This window comes from Thermincola ferriacetica (genome assembly GCF_001263415.1).
Classification (GTDB): domain Bacteria; phylum Bacillota; class Thermincolia; order Thermincolales; family Thermincolaceae; genus Thermincola; species Thermincola ferriacetica.
On sequence record NZ_LGTE01000005.1, the window covers coordinates 74449 to 92020 of the forward strand.

General features: G+C 46.1%; 20 protein-coding genes and 1 other annotated feature. Of the genes, 2 read left to right on the top strand and 18 right to left on the bottom strand.

Features of this window, described 5'->3' with window-relative positions; all coding sequences use genetic code 11:
* Positions 1-232 precede the first annotated feature (232 nt).
* The 4 genes from Tfer_RS05190 to Tfer_RS05205 all read right to left on the bottom strand — a co-directional run bounded on the left by Tfer_RS05190 (position 233) and on the right by Tfer_RS05205 (position 2482).
* Positions 233-493 carry a DUF1292 domain-containing protein gene (locus Tfer_RS05190; protein ID WP_013120758.1) on the bottom strand — a complete coding sequence of 87 codons (261 nt, stop codon included), beginning with the start codon at positions 491-493 and terminating at the stop codon, positions 233-235.
* 132 nt (positions 494-625) lie between these two features.
* Entirely contained in the window at positions 626-1027 is a 402-nt protein-coding gene (gene ruvX, locus Tfer_RS05195) for a Holliday junction resolvase RuvX (RefSeq protein ID WP_052217182.1), read from the bottom strand.
* A 171-nt stretch (positions 1028-1198) separates the two neighbouring features.
* On the bottom strand, positions 1199-2146 hold the full coding sequence (locus Tfer_RS05200; RefSeq protein WP_052217183.1) for an aldo/keto reductase: 948 nt from the start codon (positions 2144-2146) through the stop codon (positions 1199-1201).
* 78 nt (positions 2147-2224) lie between these two features.
* Positions 2225-2482 (bottom strand): IreB family regulatory phosphoprotein, encoded by a 258-nt coding sequence (locus Tfer_RS05205; protein WP_013120761.1) that lies wholly within the window; start codon positions 2480-2482, stop codon positions 2225-2227.
* Positions 2483-2715: 233 nt separating this feature from the next.
* Here Tfer_RS05205 and Tfer_RS05210 point away from each other — a divergent pair, with 233 nt between their 5' ends.
* Positions 2716-3267 carry a hypothetical protein gene (locus Tfer_RS05210; RefSeq protein ID WP_052217184.1) on the top strand — a complete coding sequence of 184 codons (552 nt, stop codon included), beginning with the start codon at positions 2716-2718 and terminating at the stop codon, positions 3265-3267.
* 56 nt (positions 3268-3323) lie between these two features.
* Here the strand turns inward: Tfer_RS05210 and alaS are convergent, their stop codons facing one another.
* The 12 genes from alaS to Tfer_RS05260 all read right to left on the bottom strand — a co-directional run bounded on the left by alaS (position 3324) and on the right by Tfer_RS05260 (position 14012).
* On the bottom strand, positions 3324-5978 hold the full coding sequence (gene alaS, locus Tfer_RS05215; protein ID WP_052217185.1) for an alanine--tRNA ligase: 2655 nt from the start codon (positions 5976-5978) through the stop codon (positions 3324-3326).
* Between the two features lie 75 nt (positions 5979-6053).
* Positions 6054-6275, bottom strand: a binding site (T-box leader).
* Positions 6276-6326: 51 nt separating this feature from the next.
* Positions 6327-7367, bottom strand: coding sequence for an AI-2E family transporter (locus Tfer_RS05220; protein ID WP_052217186.1), 1041 nt, complete (start codon positions 7365-7367; stop codon positions 6327-6329).
* Positions 7368-7415: 48 nt separating this feature from the next.
* Complete coding sequence (locus Tfer_RS16510; protein ID WP_160315528.1) at positions 7416-7592, bottom strand: YtxH domain-containing protein; 177 nt, start codon at positions 7590-7592, stop codon at positions 7416-7418.
* Positions 7593-7613: 21 nt separating this feature from the next.
* Positions 7614-7784 carry a hypothetical protein gene (locus Tfer_RS16700; protein ID WP_013120767.1) on the bottom strand — a complete coding sequence of 57 codons (171 nt, stop codon included), beginning with the start codon at positions 7782-7784 and terminating at the stop codon, positions 7614-7616.
* A gap of 21 nt (positions 7785-7805) precedes the next feature.
* On the bottom strand, positions 7806-8312 hold the full coding sequence (locus tag Tfer_RS05225) for a PRC-barrel domain-containing protein (RefSeq protein WP_013120768.1): 507 nt from the start codon (positions 8310-8312) through the stop codon (positions 7806-7808).
* Positions 8300-8944 (bottom strand): DUF4126 domain-containing protein, encoded by a 645-nt coding sequence (locus Tfer_RS05230; protein ID WP_083436801.1) that lies wholly within the window; start codon positions 8942-8944, stop codon positions 8300-8302. The genes Tfer_RS05225 and Tfer_RS05230 overlap by 13 nt, the downstream gene beginning before the upstream one ends.
* 12 nt (positions 8945-8956) lie before the next feature.
* The gene (gene mnmA / locus Tfer_RS05235; RefSeq protein WP_013120770.1) at positions 8957-10033 is read right to left on the bottom strand and encodes a tRNA 2-thiouridine(34) synthase MnmA; all 1077 of its coding nucleotides are present in this window, start codon (positions 10031-10033) and stop codon (positions 8957-8959) included.
* 11 nt (positions 10034-10044) lie between these two features.
* Entirely contained in the window at positions 10045-10422 is a 378-nt protein-coding gene (gene nifU / locus Tfer_RS05240; protein WP_013120771.1) for a Fe-S cluster assembly scaffold protein NifU, read from the bottom strand.
* Positions 10415-11599, bottom strand: a complete 1185-nt coding sequence (gene nifS, locus Tfer_RS05245) for a cysteine desulfurase NifS (RefSeq protein ID WP_052217188.1) — start codon at positions 11597-11599, stop codon at positions 10415-10417. Before nifS ends, nifU begins: the two co-directional genes overlap by 8 nt.
* 37 nt (positions 11600-11636) lie before the next feature.
* A complete protein-coding gene (locus Tfer_RS05250; protein WP_013120773.1) occupies positions 11637-12086 on the bottom strand; it encodes an RrF2 family transcriptional regulator in 450 nt (149 codons plus the stop codon).
* Between the two features lie 308 nt (positions 12087-12394).
* Entirely contained in the window at positions 12395-12649 is a 255-nt protein-coding gene (locus tag Tfer_RS05255; RefSeq protein ID WP_013120774.1) for a DUF1540 domain-containing protein, read from the bottom strand.
* Positions 12650-12674: 25 nt separating this feature from the next.
* Positions 12675-14012 (bottom strand): AAA family ATPase, encoded by a 1338-nt coding sequence (locus tag Tfer_RS05260; RefSeq protein WP_013120775.1) that lies wholly within the window; start codon positions 14010-14012, stop codon positions 12675-12677.
* Between the two features lie 252 nt (positions 14013-14264).
* Between Tfer_RS05260 and acsA the strand changes: the two genes are divergently transcribed.
* A complete protein-coding gene (acsA, locus tag Tfer_RS05265) occupies positions 14265-15962 on the top strand; it encodes an acetate--CoA ligase (protein ID WP_052217189.1) in 1698 nt (565 codons plus the stop codon).
* A gap of 197 nt (positions 15963-16159) precedes the next feature.
* Here acsA and Tfer_RS05270 read toward each other — a convergent pair whose 3' ends face one another.
* Both Tfer_RS05270 and Tfer_RS05275 read right to left on the bottom strand, forming a co-directional pair.
* The gene (locus Tfer_RS05270) at positions 16160-17233 is read right to left on the bottom strand and encodes a HigA family addiction module antitoxin (protein ID WP_052217241.1); all 1074 of its coding nucleotides are present in this window, start codon (positions 17231-17233) and stop codon (positions 16160-16162) included.
* Positions 17223-17558: a type II toxin-antitoxin system RelE/ParE family toxin gene (locus tag Tfer_RS05275; RefSeq protein ID WP_200901008.1), complete on the bottom strand. Its 336-nt coding sequence runs from the start codon at positions 17556-17558 to the stop codon at positions 17223-17225. Before Tfer_RS05275 ends, Tfer_RS05270 begins: the two co-directional genes overlap by 11 nt.
* Positions 17559-17572 lie beyond the last annotated feature (14 nt).

A 17572-nucleotide genomic window follows, 5' to 3' on the forward strand; every position in this document is an offset into this window, starting at 1 on the left:
GGTTTCACCCCATTTCTACAAAAAACATAATTTTTGACCAAATTTCATTTTTATTATATTATACGCCGGTAAGAAAATTCCTTTTATAATTGGGCTATCATACTTCTAATTGGGGTATCATACTTCGGCATGAAAAAGGCGCTGATGACAAAAAATAAAGGCCTATGTATCCGGCAGGATAACAAATGCCTTAATTCACTTAAAATAATTTATTTGCCATATGGCGTAACTATTATTCGTCCTCTTCAACCATGCTGGCCCATGTATCTGCTACTTCTTCCCACTCTTCGTCATCTTCGATATCGACAAGAATTTCTTCTCCGTTCTCATCCTTTGTGATCTTCAGAATTATTGCCTCCTCGTCCTCATCGTCACCCATAGGTAGAAGAATAGCATATTCGGAATCTTTTACCTCGATTACGTCAATAACCGTAAAATCATGCTCTTGCCCTTCTTCATCCGTAAGGGTGATGACATTGTTATCTTCGGTCATTTTTATCACCTCAATTCACTTTAATATAAGTATTGTATATTAGATAATAATAAGTGTCAACAAATGGCAGTAAAAAGTGTTATATTGCTATTGTTTCCTATTGTGGCCCCTTTCATACTAATTTTGGCAATTTCATCTTGTTGAATCCAAATAGCCCTGTAATATTAACACAGCCGCAGTCTTGTCTACTACCTGCCTGCGTTTGGCCCTTGATAAGTCGGCCTCCAGCAGTATCCGTTCCGCTGCTACCGTTGTCAAGCGCTCATCATAGGTATGAACGGGCAGTTGTAAAGTTTCCCTTAACTTTTCAGTCAATTCCAATATTTCCTGGGCTTTTGGCCCCAGGCTGCCATCCATGTTTTTAGGTAAACCCACCACTATTTCGCTTACTTCCATTTGTTCGATTATCCTGGGCAGTTCGGTTAATTCCTCACCCTTTTTGATAACCGTCAACCCCTGGGCTGTCAACCGCAAGGGGTCACTGACGGCAACCCCTATTCTTTTTGTGCCTACATCCAATCCCATTACCCGCATATTTCCACTCCATTTTTAATTTTGCAAACCACAGAGTACACAAAGCACACAAAGATTAAAGTCTCTAATTATTATGGTAATAGTATTTCAATCAATTAAGGTGGGAATTCAGTTTACCCTTTTCTCTGTGTTTTCTCTGTGCTCTCTGCGCCCTCTGCGGTAAAAGCCGAATTAAATTATCTTCAAACAAAACTCCGGGCACACGGCGCCACAATATCCGCATAACAGACATTTTTCCCTATCCACGGAAACTTTCCCTTTTCGGATGGCCAGAGCTCCTACGGGACACTTTTCCGTGCATCGTGCGCAGCCCTGGCACCAGTCTTCCACGTGGAGCCGTTTTGGTATCTGTTTTACCTTGTGGTAAATCTCGTTGGTCAACGGCTCGCCGTTAAAGATGCTGACGTTCATGTCCACTTCCTCTTTAGTATACATGCCCAAAGCTATGGAATGCAAACAATCCTGCTGCAAAACAAAGGCCAGCGCCTCCGGTACCCGTTTATACAAATGCCCTCCGCCCAACGGCTTCATGCCATATATACCTTTGCCCGCCGCAGCAGCATCCTTTATGGCCTGCAGCATGTCTTGCGCTGAACCGTCAGAAATACCGATTCCGTCTCTGTTAATTAACGGGTGGATGACGTCTATTTCCTTAATCCGCGTTGCAGCATGAACACCGGCCACCTTGTGGGTAGAAATGCCTACAGCCCTGACGATACCTTTTTCTTTGGCCTCCAAAAGGTATTCAAAGGCCTCCCAATGGCCTCTGATGGTGAGTTCCGATTCCTGTTCGTGCAGCATAAAAATGTCTACCACATCCCGGTCCAGTTCCCGGCGGGCTTTTTCTACACTTTTCCGCATTCCTTCACGGGTATAATCGTAAGACTTGGAAGCAACAATGATTTCTCTGCCCATACCCCTCAAAGCTTCCCGAATATAAGGGTATGTTCCATACAGGTCAGCCGTATCAATGAAATTAACTCCCATGCGGAAAGCATGCCTTAAAACCTCTGCTCCCTCCCGTAGGGGCAGGTTGCGCTGCAGCGGCCCGATGGTCAAAGCGCCGAAACACAGGCGCGACACCTGAAGACCGGTCTTGCCAAGCTCTCGATATTCCATGCCATCCTCACTCTTTTCATCAGACATCAAGAAAGGGCGGTTAAGCCGCCCGCAAGCTTTCTATAAGTATTCTAACCGTTACTTTTGCAAATAACTCCTTACCAATTCCTCCATCAGGTCATCCCGCTCCAGTTTTCTGATTAGACTCCTGGCATTTTTATGGCTGGTTATATAGGCCGGGTCGCCGGAAAGCAGATAGCCCACAATCTGATTTATGGGATTGTATCCTTTTTCCCTCAAGGCTTCATAGACCTGAAACAATATATCTTTGGCCTCATTAATGTCTTCAATTTTGGCCTTAAATAACATGGTTTCCTCGAAAGATCCTTTGTTCATGGTCGCCCCCTCCATTCTGAAACTGGATAATATAAACTAGTATTCTCCAATGGGGAACTATTTCCTCCAGCTCGCTGAAAAATTTGTTATTTTGTTTTCTTGCATGCCTCCACCCCAATGGCCGTGGCAAAAAGGATTTTAGCAGTACCTACATTGCAGGAAAATCTTGTTTAAACTAGAAAATAATATTAAAGGAAATTGCTTGAGAATGTTTTCTTTAAGGAGTGATTAACTTGAAGAAAAAACTATTTTTCAGTGTGGCAATTATTGCTATCCTCACTGTAACCATATTTTTAAATAATTCGTCCACTAAAGTTGTTCAGGCTGGATTAAATAACGATATTAATCAAATGATGGAGGAAGTTGCCGATAATTCCGCAGATCCCAAAATTGCCATGAGTTCCAATCCCTACGATTATATAAAAAATAACGAAGGGTTTAATAACTTGGTTGCGTACGGTTTTGACGGTCTTCCAGAATTAAGAAATAAGATAAGAAACAGTCCGAACAATGGTTTAGAAGAGTACCTGCTGGCCATAGCAATAGAAAAAATAACCAAACTTAACTTAAAAGGAGAAAATTATGGCTGGACCAATGCCAAGGAATTTTCTAAAGCCTTTGACAATCATTTAAAATCAATCCCAAACCAGGTAACAAATATAGTCAAATCTTCCGATCCCGATGATATTAAGATTAAGAATCTCATTAGGTTGGGTACTCCGGCAATACCGTACATAATGGACCAGATTGAAGCGGGAGACCTGGTTCAATCAGCCAATCAATAAACCGTTGGTAGTAAAAACCCTGTCCGGTCTATTACCGGGACAGGGTTTTTGCGTGCTTATTTTCCTTGCAACTGCTGTTCAATAACCTCGTAGGCCTTCTGTAACGCTGCCTCCAGCTTCGCCGGGTCTTTACCGCCGGCCTGCGCCATATCGGGCCGGCCGCCGCCCCCTCCACCGGCTACCCTGGCTACCTCTTTGATGATATTGCCGGCATGGGCCCCTTTGGCCACCAGGTCCTTGGTAACCATAGCCACAAAGTTTACTTTATCGCCTAGAGTTGCACCAAGCACGACTATACCACTGCCCAGTTTGTCCCGCAGCATATCCCCCATATGGCGCAAGGCATCCATATCCGGTGCGCCGGTAGGTACCGCAAGTACTTTTACTCCGGCGACCTCCTTGACCTTGTCCATCAGGTTTTGGGATTCTTCCCTGGCCAGCCTGGCTTGCAGTTGTTCCAATTCCTTTTCCTTTTCCCTGAGGTTGTCCACTATGTTCTCTACCCGCTTCACAACTTCGGCGGGAGACGATTTTACCAGTCTGGCAATATCTTTTAACCTGGCTTCTTGTTCAGCAATATACCTTAAAGTCCCTTCGCCGGTAACAGCTTCAATCCGGCGTAATCCAGCCCCTATACCGCTTTCGCTCAAAATCTTAAACAGGCCGGCTTCACCGGTACTGCGCAGGTGGGTACCACCGCAAAGCTCCATGCTGTAGTCACCCATCTTGACAACCCTGACCTTTTCGCCGTATTTTTCGCCAAAAAGGGCTGTGGCGCCCAGGGCCTTTGCCTCATCGAGGGAAGTTTCAAAAGCATGCACGTCCAAATTGGCCAATATCATTTCGTTTACCCGGTCCTCTACTTTTTGCAGCTCCTCGGGCGTTACTGCCCGGAAGTGGGTAAAGTCAAAACGTAAGCGTTCGGGTTCCACCAAAGACCCGGCTTGGTTTACGTGGTCGCCAAGTACTTCCTTCAGGGCTTTGTGCAGCAGATGAGTAACGGAATGGTTCCGGGCAATCTGTTTCCTTCTCCGGGCGTCAACCCTGGCATCCATCACGTCGCCAAAGGATACACTACCCTTTTCTACCACACCCAGGTGGACTGTCAGCCCGTTAAAGGTCTTTTTAGTGTCAGTTACTTTAATTACCGCGCCACGATTGGACTCCAGTATCCCCCGGTCGCCCACCTGACCGCCGCTTTCCCCGTAGAAACAGGTCCTGTCCATAATCACTTCGACTTGTTCGCCTGCCCTGACTTCATGCCGGAACTTTTTGTCAACAATCAAGGCCACCACATTGGCTCTGGTTTCCAATTCACTGTAGCCGGTAAATTCTGTAGCCCCCAGCTTCTGACCCACCTCGGCATATAACTCCTGACCGGCAAGCATGGCTTCATCCTGGCGGGCAGCCCTGGCCCTGGTTCTTTGCTCCTCCATAGCGGCGGCAAATCCGTCTTTATCAACAGTCAGCCCATGTTCTTCAGCAATGTCTTCCGTCAAATCCAGCGGAAACCCATAAGTATCGTACAAGAGAAACGCTTCCTGCCCGGAAATGGATTGCCGGCCTTCGGCCTTGACCTTCTCAACTATGTCGCTGACCAGCCGCATACCTTCATGGAGGGTTTCATGGAAACGTTCCTCTTCAATTTTGATAACCTGCTCCACGTAAGTCTGCTTTTCCCTGATCTCAGGATAAGCATCACCCATCAAATCAGCAACAACGCCAACCATCTGGTAAAGGAAAGGCTTTTCTATACCCAGAACCTTCCCAAATCTTACGGCCCTCCTGAGTATCCGGCGCAGCACATAGCCACGGCCCTCGTTGCTCGGGAGTACGCCGTCGCTGATTAGGAAGGTGCAAGCCCTGGCATGGTCGGCAATCACCCGGAACGGAAAGCCCCGTTCGTCTTGATAATATACAGAGCCGCTCAATTCTTCGACTTTGGCCATGATGGGTTTAAATAAATCAGTATCGAAATTGCTATTCACCTTTTGCATAACAGAAGCAATTCTCTCCAAGCCCATGCCGGTATCAATACTTGGTTTCGGCAGAGGCGTCATTTCCCCGGATTCGTCGCGGTTGTACTGCATAAATACCAGGTTCCATATTTCCAGCCAGCGGTCGCAATCACATGCGCCGATAGCGCAATTATCGGCTGCACACTTGAACTCTTCACCCCGGTCAATAAGCACCTCGCTACAGGGCCCGCACGGTCCTGTATCGCCCATGGACCAGAAATTGTCTTTCTCCCCCAGCCTGATAACCCGCTCAGGCGGTAAACCGGCGATTTCCTGCCACAGTTGGGCTGCCTCCTCATCATCCCTGTAAACAGTCGCATAAAGCCTGTCCTTCGGCAGACCCAACTCCTCCGTCAGGAACTGCCACGCATATGTAATGGCTTCTCGCTTAAAGTAATCCCCAAAGGAGAAATTACCCAGCATCTCAAAAAAAGTATGGTGTCTGGCCGTACGTCCCACCGTGTCCAGGTCGTTGTGCTTGCCCCCGGCCCTTACACACTTCTGGGAAGTAGTGGCTCTTTTATAGGGCCGCCGGTCCAGGCCCAGAAATACTTCCTTAAACTGGTTCATACCGGCATTAGTGAACAATAGCGTTGGGTCATCATGGGGAACCAGCGAAGAACTGGCGATAATGGTATGTCCCCTGTTCTCAAAAAATTTCAGGAATTTTTCACGTATTTCATTTCCTGTCAAAACCCATTCCTCCCTTACCAAGACATTGAAAAAATTTCAAACTAAAAAACCTTTCGTCTGGAAGGGCAAAGCCACTCCAGGGACGAAAGGTCTGTTTCGCGGTACCACCCTGGTTACCGGCTGCGGCCGGTCCCTCTGTTGGCTGTAACGTGCCACCACGTTTATACCTAACTTTCGTCTTTTCGGCATAAAAACTCAGAGCCTGCTTCCCCTGACCCGGTATAGAAGCCTTTCAGCATTTAGCCTCCTCTCTGGGATACCAATGGTAAGAGTACTCCTGCCCGTCATAGCTTTACCTATTTCCAGTTCGGTATCAATTATACAGAAAAGGCCAATTAATGTCAATTTTCAATCCACTAATTTCAGGTACATATATCTTATGAGGCATTTTAATACCGCAGTAACCGGAACAGCCAGAAGCAGCCCCAATAGGCCGTACAGTTCCCCGCCGGCCATGAGAACAATAATGACTACCAGCGGAGACAACCCCAAACTGTCTCCGATAATTTTGGGGGAAATTACAGAATTCTCTATTTGCTGGATAACCAATACCATAATTAACACTTTCAAAGCCATTACCCTTGATTCTAATAAAGCCAGCATAAGAGCAGGCAAAGCCCCTATAAAAGGTCCGAAATATGGAACCAGATCGGCAATGCCCGCAAAAATGCCTAATATAAAAGCATATTCGAGGCCTACCAGAGCATAGCCCACACCCGTAAGAAACCCTACTATGACACAAACCAGCAAATGCCCCCTGATGTATTTGCTGAAGATTTCGTTTATGTCCACCGTTAAGGCCTGCACGTCATTTCTCCATCCCGCCGGCAGCAAAGCGAGGAAATTTTTTTTAATGTTTCCCGAATCTTTGAGCAGGTAAAAAGCAAAGACCGGGGCGATAATAAGGCTGAAAAGGTGAGAAAATATGCCGACCACTCCTTCGGCAAGTTCCCCGGTCAGTGAGATAAGTTGAGCTTCCACCAGTTTTATCTTTTGGTCAAAAACCTTTTTTACCGGGTCCGGCAGAACAAAACGGGAATACCTGGCTTCCGCTTCGTGCACAATCGACTGTACCTCCCCGGTAAAGTGCGGTACTGCCCGGGCAAAGGAAGTCAATTCATCCATGATGGCCGGAATCCCTACAGTAACCAGCCCGGTAATAAATACAAATACGAGGGCATATACCAACAGAATAGCTATCCCTCTGGGGAGGCGCCTACTTTCAAGCATGTTGACAAATGGGTTTAACAAATACGCAATTAATACGGCCAGGGCAAAGGGTATTATGATCCGCCGCACCCTGTATAATAGGTAACCCGTTAATACCGGAACTGTTATCAAGAAAATTAATCTGTAAATTTTTTTCCTGGTTAACTGCAATCCCTTCACAGCCTTATCCCCGTTGAAAAGAGGTGAGGATAACCCCACCTCTAAGATTTATTCCAAGAAATCTCTGAAAGTTTTTTTCATTCCTTTCATCGTCCTGCGGGCCTGTCGTTTAACAGTTCTGCCCTCAGCCAAGATATCTCTTTTCAGTTGGGGCGACATAAACATTCCCATGATCGCGCCTAAAATTCCGCCGGCAAGTAAACCGTTGAAAAAGCCTTTCCGCATCTTTTCACCCCCTTGAAATACTTAACCTTCGAATTTGTCCTGGCCATAAGCAATTAAAGACCCGTCTTCCGCAACTTCAAAAATGTTGAGTTCGTTTTTGTTTTGCCTGAACTCCACACAGCAATCCCAGCAATAATACTGATCCATGCCTACCTTGCCAACTGCTTTGCTTCCACATACAGGACAGCCCATCCGGGTACACTCCTTTCGAGACTAAATACTATTTTTTACATTAGTGCCGGCGGTGACGATCACCACATCATCGGAAATAACCATATTATCAGGAACCGCCAAGACTTTTCTGCCCTTCAGGATATCGTCAATTACTCCGTTGGAAAGTTCGTAACCGGTAATCCTTCCCGCAGGGTTTATAATTATATCCTGAATGGTACCCATTATTTCCCCGGCGCCCGATATTAACTGACAACCCCTTATGTCTATTCTATCCTGATACATCTTGTTATAATCAGAATGGTATTTGGTATTATGAATTTTGCCGGCATCACTGACCATCACCATATCCCGCCCAATATAAAGGGCCTCTTCGTAGGGGAGAACTTTGGCTCCCCAGAACCAGCCGTTATCAGCTATCAAGAAGGCCATAACTTTATTTTCAATAGGACTGTATAAAATGTCTTTTACTTCACCCAGGTTTTTTCCCGAATTTAATTCAACTACAGAAAGTCCTATTAATTCACGGCCTTTTCTTAATTTTTCCATAATCGCAAGTTACGGACCCTCCTCTGGTCGGCCGGTACGTTTATCCGGCTTCTGAACAGCAGTAGGATTAACAATGTCCAAACAACATAAGCTATAAACGGGAAGATAATTAATAGCACAGTGGCCGCCAAAGCCAGCAGGTCCATAAATGTTTCGGTTTTTTGTGTATCGCCTACTTTGAGTACTGTTGGAATTACTTTCATAACTGCCAAATAAGAAACCAAGGCCACGGCTCCGCCAAAAAGAAAACCGATAAACAGGGAAAACAAATTGACAAGACCCGCAAAAACTATTGCGCCGGCCAACACTCTGATAACAACTTTTATCCCTTCATAGCCAACAGCGCCTTCAGAAAACATGGCAGCATAAAAGTCCAAGATTAATGCCGTGACCGCCAATAATAAGATAAACCAACTGCCTAAAAAACTTATAGGTTCTCTCAAAAATACCTTATCGGTATAACGAGTCAGCAGGCCCAAAAACAACAGCGGGTACCTGGCTCGAATACCAGCCGCACCGGCCAATCCCAGCCCCATAGCCAATTCAGCCAATACTCCCATAATGTTCTGCCACCATCCTTCAGTGTTAGTATGGCCCTGTAGAAAACAAAACATGCGCTTATAAAAGCGCATGTTTTTGGCACCCTAGCTGATTCGCTGCTTGATGGTGCCACCGCCGACAACGTAGTCATCCTTATAAAAAACGGCTGCCTGACCCGGTGTCACGGCCCGTTGGGGTTTTTCAAATTCTACCCTCACCCCATCGTCGTGAGGATAAATTATGGCTTTGGCCGGCTGGGCGCTGTACCGTATTTTCACCTCTACTTCCATGGGGTCCTTCAATTCTGGAATATAAATAAAGTTATTGTCCGTTGAGATTAATCCCCGGGCGAAGACATCCTCATTACTGCCCAAAATTACCGCATTGCGTTCGGGGTCAATATCTACCACGTACATGGGCTTCCCCAGGGCAATGCCCAATCCCTTGCGCTGTCCTATTGTATAAAAAGGAATGCCCTCATGCCGGCCCAGTACGTTACCTTCCAGGTCCAAAAAGGGTCCGGGTTTAATTTCCTGGTCAACGTTTTCTTCCAGGAACCGGCGGTAGTTGTTATCAGTAACGAAACATATCTCCTGACTATCAGGTTTATTGGCAACTCTAAGACCTAATTTAGCCGCCATCTCCCTGGCCTCGGCTTTTGTATAATTTCCCAAAGGCATAAGGGTATGTTTCAACTGGTACTGGGTGAGGTTATACAAGGCATAGGTCTGGTCTTTACCTCTGTCCAGGGCACGCCTCATCAGATAACGGCGCCGGGCCTCATCATAAGATAGCCGGGCGTAATGCCCCGTAGCAATGTACTCGGCGCCCAAAGCAAGAGCCTTTTGTAACAAGGCTTCAAATTTGACTTTACGGTTGCAGACAATGCAGGGATTAGGCGTTCTCCCCGCCATGTACTCAGCACAGAAATCGGCAATCACCGTTTTCCGGAACAGATCCCGGAAATTCATCACATAATAGGGAATTCCCAAAGTGTCGGCTACCCTGCGGGCATCTTCAACAGCCGCCAGGGAACAGCAGCCGCCCTCGGCCTGTTCTTCAGCAGGCCAGATCTGCATGGTGACACCGATGACATCATAACCCTGTTCCTGTAAAAGAGCAGCGGCGAGAGAACTGTCAACACCGCCGCTCATAGCTACAACCACTTTGCTTTTTGGCATAATACCTCCTGTCACTGGCCACCGGCCGCTTTGTTCTTATAATCTTCAATTGCCTTATGTAGGGCGTCAGCCGCCAGGTTAGAACAGTGCATTTTTTGCGGCGGTAACCCGCCCAAAGCTTCGGCCACCGCTTTATTGGTAATTTCCAGCGCTTCATCAATGGTTTTACCTTTAACCATTTCCGTTACCATGCTACTGGTGGCGATGGCCGCGCCACAGCCGAAAGTCTTGAATTTTATATCCTTGATTATGTTGTCCTCTACTTTTATAGAGATGCGCATAATATCGCCACAGGTAGGGTTGCCGACCTCGCCAATTCCGCTGGCCTCTTCAATTTCTCCCACGTTCCGGGGATTGGTAAAATGGTCCATTACTTTTTCATTATACATTCGGACAACACTCCTTTTTCTTTTGGTATAAAGGAGACATGGCCCTGAGACGGTCCACAATCTCTGGCAAAACCTCCAAAACGTAATCTATCTGTTCCTCCGTATTATCTTTCCCAAGGGTCATCCGTACCGACCCATGAGCTATTTCATGGGGCAGTCCTATGGCCAGCAAGACATGCGAAGGGTCAAGAGAACCGGAAGTGCAGGCCGAACCACTGGAAGCGGCTATTCCTTTCATATCCAGGCTTAAAAGCAGAGATTCGCCTTCAACAAATTCAAAACTCATATTAACATTGTTCGGCAAACGTTTGGTCGGGTGGCCGTTGAGCCTGACGTGCTCTACCCGCTCCATAATGCCTTTGATGAGCTTGTCTCGCAGTCTGGTCTGGTAAGGGATCTGCTCATCCAGGGAATTTACGGCTTTTTCCATAGCCAGGGCAAACCCGACAATCCCCGGAACATTTACTGTGCCCGGGCGCTTGTTACGCTCCTGGGAACCGCCAAAGGTAATCGGTAAAACCCTGGCGCCTTTGCGCATATACAAACAGCCAACCCCCTTGGGTCCATAGAACTTGTGGGCAGAGACGGAAAGCATATCCAAATTTAATTCATCAACATTAACGGGTATTTTACCTACTGTCTGTACGGTATCGGAGTGAAACAATATTCCCCTTTCCCTGGCTAACGCCCCGATTTCCTTAATAGGTTGAATGGTACCGATTTCATTATTGGCATGCATGATAGTAATCAAAATTGTCTCATCGGTGATGGCCTTTTCCACGTCAGCGACATTTACCAACCCGTGTTCATCCACGGGAATATAGGTTACCTTAAATCCTTCTTTTTCCAGTGATTTGCAGGTATCCAATACGGCGTGATGTTCTATGGTTGAAGTTATGATATGGTTACCCTTTTTCCTGTTGGCATAGGCCGCGCCTCTGATAGCCAAGTTGTCAGCTTCCGTACCGCCGCTGGTAAATATTATCTCGCTGGGTTCGGCCCCAATACACCTAGCAACTCGTTCCCGGGCATCTTCCAGGTGTTTCTTTGCTTCCCGCCCAAAGGAATGGACGCTCGCCGGGTTGCCAAAATGATTAACCATAAAATCACACATCACTTTGGCCACTTCGGGGTCAGTTTGTGTTGTTGCACTGTGGTCAAGGTAAATCTTTTCCAACGTAGTCAACTCCTCCTATAATATTGGGTCTCATACTTTAAATATAATACATGTAACCCTGAGCCATTTGGGCTTCTTCTGCATCCTTTAGCATATCTGCCAATGTGATTGAATCCAACACTTCCTCAATACTTTTTTTTACCTTTTCCCAAACACTTTTCGTCACACAAAAATCAAATTTCAGGCAGTGTTCCGGGTCATCCTGGCTAACACACTCCACAGGAGCTATAGGTCCTTCCAAAACCCTGATTATGTCTCCAACTTTAATATCTCTGGGCTCCCTGGCCAAAATGTAGCCGCCCTGCGCACCCCTTACACTTTTTACCAAACCGGCCTTACGTAAAACGGCAATCAACTGCTCCAAATAAGGCTCCGAAAGCCCCTGTCTTTCGGCAATGCTTTTCAGGGAAACGGGGCCTTCACCGAAATGTTGCGCCAGGTCAAACATTGCTTGCACCCCATAGTGCCCTTTAGTAGAAACTTTCAAGGCCTCTCCCCCTTTTAATCGTTTAATTCCTAGTGTTGCACTCGGTTATGGTTTTAGCAATATATTAGCATACAGTTATTTTCTGGTCAAGAAAAATTCCAACTAAAATACTAAGATTTTTTATAATTGTTCAATCTTATTTTGGTCATCTACGCTTTTTCTTATCCAAAGACATCGTCAAGATGTCTCATGCTGTTGACAGTCGTTAGGATAAATCTGGGGAGGTTAAATGTTGTCCAAAACCATTTAACCTCCCCTGTTTCTACAAACTTCTTTGCCATTAATCGGCGGAGATCAGCAAAATGCCTTTAACTTTGTTTATAAATGCCGTCCAGCCGTTCGTCACCGGAACCCTTTCTGACAAAGGTTTTACAACAGGTCTCCATACAATTGCCCGTTGGCGTCTGGTCCAAATTTACGGCCTGGGTGGCATCAACCCTGTCTGGCGTTGCAGCAGCAAAGGCATCGGAAACCACCACTATCTCACTGGCATCGCACTTGTTCCCTGAAGCCCAGTAATGGCAAGTATTCACAGTACAGTGAATATGCTGTTGTTGTGGCATCTGTCATCACCTCCTGAAAAGTAGGTTACCCCTTTTCAGGGTGAGTGATGCCTCCTTTTAATCTCCAAAGCCTTCCTTTTATTTCTACCTCCAGCCCCTGGTCTGACGGATGGTAATATTGCCTGCCCACCAGGTTATCGGGCATGTACTGCTGGTCAACATAATGTCCGGGATAATCATGAGGATACAAATATCCCTTGTGCCCCAATTCCCTGGCGCCTTTATAATGGGTATCCCTTAAGTGCGGCGGCACCTCCCCGGCCCGTTCTTTTTCCGCATCAGCCAAAGCTTTGTCAACGGCGCATATAACGCTGTTGGACTTGGGGGCGGTAGCCAGGTAGATGATACACTGGGCTATCGGAATCCTTGCTTCCGGCATACCCACAGTTTCCAAAGCATTCCAGGCCGCATGAGCCATCAGCATAGCCTGCGGATCGGCCATGCCGATATCCTCCGAGGCATGTACAATCAGCCTGCGCACAATAAAACGCTGGTCTTCGCCGGCATGAGTCATCCTGGCATACCAGTACAAAGCGGCATCGGGGTCAGAACCCCGGATACTTTTGATAAAAGCCGAAATAACATCGTAATGATAATCGCCCGATTTATCATAAAGTACCGCCCGTTTCTGGATAGATTCTTCCGCCACTTCCAGAGTAATTTTGCGCACGCCCTTTTCATCGGGAGCCGTAGTCAATACGGCCAGTTCCAGGGCATTTAATGCTGTCCGCGCATCACCGGAGGAAATGTCTACCAAGTGTTCCAGGGCTTCTTCCGTCAGATCAACTTTGTAATTGCCTAAACCTGCTTCTTTATCCTGCAAGGCTCGCCAAAGCAATTTACGAATATCATCATTGGACAGGCTTTCAAATTTAAATATCCTGGAGCGGGAACGCAGAGGCGCGTTAACTTCAAAGTAAGGGTTTTCTGTAGTGGCACCTATCAAAATAATAGTCCCGTCCTCCACATAAGGGAGCAAAGCATCCTGCTGTGATTTATTGAAACGGTGTATCTCATCAATAAAAAGGATAGTTCTTTGACCGTACATGCCCAATCGTTCTTTGGCATTTTGAATAACTTCCCTTAATTCGGCTACGCCGGAAGTTACGGCATTTACCTGGACAAAAAAGGCCTTGGTTGTATTGGCAATGACTTTCGCCAGCGTAGTTTTTCCCGTTCCCGGCGGCCCGTAAAAAATCACCGAACTCAACTGGTCCGCCTCGATTGCTCGGCGCAAAAGCTTGCCGGGACCAACTATCTGTTCCTGTCCCACAAACTCATCCAAAGTACGGGGCCGCATACGCACGGCCAAAGGGGCTTCTTTTTTTAACTGATTCTGCCGGTTTAATTCGAAAAGGTCCATCTGTATCACCACTGTCAGTATTATTTGTCCCTTAATTTTTAAGTATCTACTTTTTTCGCTGCCGCAAACCAAAACCCTGCTAAATTTTTCATGGTCTAAATCATGCAATTTGGAAGGATTTACAATTTAAATGCAGAAATGTCAAAATATATAGACATATTACAATTAACTACCGGCCTATGAGGAGGTGACAAATTTATAAGGCCGCCACTTTTGTCTATTGCCAAAATCAATTGAGGGAAGGGATCTTTCTTGGACGGAAATTTAATTCAGGCTCTACCGGGGCCGCATAACCTGGACAACTATGAAAAAGTATACAAAAACTTTGACTTTGCCTCCGTGGAAAAAGAATTCAGTTGGTTTGAAACGGGGCGCATTAACATAGCATACGAGGCTCTTGACCGCAATGTGACGGAAAAAGGATTGGCAGACAAAACAGCCCTTTACTATACCAACGGGCCGCGCGTAGAAGAATATACTTTCGGCCAACTAAAAAAATTATCAGATAAATTTGCCAATGTCTTAAAAAAATTTGGCGTAAAAAAAGGTGACCGGGTAGGTATGTTCCTACCCCGGAGCCCCGAGCTTTACATCAGTTTTCTGGGCATTTTGAAAATCGGCGCCATTGTGGTTCCCCTGTTTGAAGCCTTTATGGAAGAAGCATTAAAAGACAGACTCGGCGATTGCGAAGCTGTCGCTGTAGTAACTTCACCGGACCTGAAAAGCCGCCTGCCTTTACAACACCTGCCGGCCTTAAAACATGTCTTTGTAGTTGACAATGAAAAAGGCGGCAATGTCAGCGCCACTGAGATCGACTGGCATCAGGAAATGCAGGCAGCGCCTGATACAGAAGCTATGGTCTGGGTGGACAGGGAAACGCCCATGCTGGTCATGTATGCTTCAGGAGCTGACGGCAAAGCCAAAGGCGTCATTCACGTCCATAATGGTATGGTCGGCCACTACATAACCGGCAAATGGGTGCATGACCTGCAACCGGACGATGTTTACTGGTGTACCGCCGACCCCGGCTGGATAACGGGGATAGTTTACGGTTTCTTAACCCCCTGGATGTTTGGCCTACCCATCGTTATAAAAGGCGGGCGGTTTAAAGCCGAAGACTGGTGCGAAACCCTGGAAAAGTACGGCGTCACCGTTTGGTACAGCGCGCCTACCGCTTTCCGTATGATCATCTCCGGCGGAGACAAACTACTGGAAAAATACGATCTCTCCAAACTGCGGCACATTTTAAGTGTTGGTGAGCCATTGACTCCGGAAGTTATGGAATGGAGCATGGCCAAACTGGGCATCCCCATTTACGATACCTGGTGGATGAGCGAAACAGGCATGAACATGATCTGCAACTACCGCTGCCTGCCCATTAAACTGGGTTCCATAGGTAAGCCATTTCCGGGCATAACCGCCGCCATTGTCGACGATGATGGCAACGAATTGCCACCAAACAAAATCGGCAACCTGGCCCTTAAGGCCGGCTGGCCTTCTATGTTGCGGGGCATCTGGGGCAGTGAGGAAAAATACAAAGAATATTTTAAGTTTCAGCCCTGGTTCATTTCCGGCGATTCCGCTTACAGGGACGAAGACGGCTACTTCTTTTTCCAGGGGCGGGTGGACGGCGTCATCAACACCGCCGGTGAACGGGTGGGCCCGTGGGAAGTGGAAAACAAACTTCGCGAACACCCGGCCGTGAAAGATGCCGGCGTGGCAGGCAAACCCGACGCCCTGCGGGGAGAAATTGTCAAGGCTTATATTGTGTTAAACGAGGGCTACGAATGGAACCCCGATTTATCCGAAGAACTGCGCAACTACGTCAAGAAAGGCCTCGCCGCTCACGCTGCCCCGCGGGAATTTGAAGTAGTCCCGGGCATACCGAAAACAAAAGAAGGCGCCAACGACCGTAAAGCCCTCAAAGGATGGGCCCTTGGGTTGAAATAAACTGTACGCCAATTTAAAAACACCGGCAGAGCTGTGGCTTTGCCGGTGTTAAGCCATACTGTTCATAAGGTTTTGGGCTAAGTTATAAAATCAAAACCTCAGCAAATGGTGTCTTTATACTTGTATTCAAAAACATTGTCTTGGGTTTTATATGATCAGGATAAAGTGCAGCCCCCCTATTAGCTTCGAAGCCTTACTTATTTCCATGTGTAGCGCGTTCTCAAGTGAGTATACTGATTGAATTTCAAAATTTTATCATGCTGCAATCTTCCAACCACTATACCACTATGAATATTTAGCTTCTCGGCAAAAAATATAATGCTGGATTCCGTAATCTTCCCTTTAGCAAGGAAATTTCTATATTCCTTATCAGGAATTAGCTCATTCGCAGCAAACTTATCAGCTTCTTTTTCCTGTTGTTCGTTTTCTGCATTTTTTTCTTGGGTGACAAAAACCTGTTTCTTACTATGCAACAAAATATGGCCCAATTCATGAAAAAAACTAAACCAAAAAATATCAGCAAACGAACCTCTTAAGCTTAACTGAATCATTGCTTTGTTCGGAGTTAACCATTTGGTTGCGCCATTGGCATAGGTTTTTTTGAAATGCGGGACAAATACCAACGCCACTCCGCATGATGCACATATTTCTTGAATTACAGGACAGAACTCATCCGGAGGTTTTATGCTAAGTTTCCGAAATTCAATAATTGCGTTTTTTAATTTATCTCTATCAAAAGGTTTTGTATTAATCTTTTGAGCCAGTATTTCTCCACATCTTAACCAGGCTGCAAGCGAAAGAGCAGAAGCATCTTTAATCCCCGATTTTCTAAATGCTACCGGCATAACATCAGGGATAAGATTTAAAGATGCAACGCCAAAAAAATTTCTTAAGTTAACCACCCTATCCCTGATTCTTCTAGTAGGTTCCACCCAATTCAACCTGGCAATTTCCGAGTATGGGATTTCTTTCGCAATTTCAATTTCTTCGTTTATTTTTTCCTCCGCTTCTATCCGCGCTTTGGTTTCTTGATAGTTGGCCTCTAACTTATTCCAAAAAGATGCCGGAATTCCCAGTACATTTTCTAATTTAAGAGACGTTTCCTGACTTATGGATGCTTTTCCATTAATAATTTCGCTAATATGCTTTTCAGTCAAACCCATTCTCTTAGCTAATTCCTTTTGAGACATACCTATATCTTCTATATGTTCTTTTAGGGTTTCCCCGGGCGGAATTGCTATGCATGCCCTGAAATTTTGATTACTGGCCATGGTAATCAAACACCCCCACCACTCTTACTTTTTTCACTTTATAGTAATCCACCTGATTCAAATTAGCCTCCTCTTCAAAAATTGGCTCAAAAATTAGCCTCAAGGGATGCTCTAAATCCAATGCAAACATGCCCTTGAGGTTCTCCTTCAATTGGTGACAACGTCCTATCCTGAACTCCAACATCAAACCTAAAGATTCTATAGCCGTTAATTCGTTCATCCGCTGGACAATTTTTCTGGCGTTTTGGGGACCGTACTTCCTTATCAATTTTCGCTTGTCCTGGCAAAGCTTTTCAAACTTTTTATCTTTATAATCAATATACACCAAAATCCCCCGTT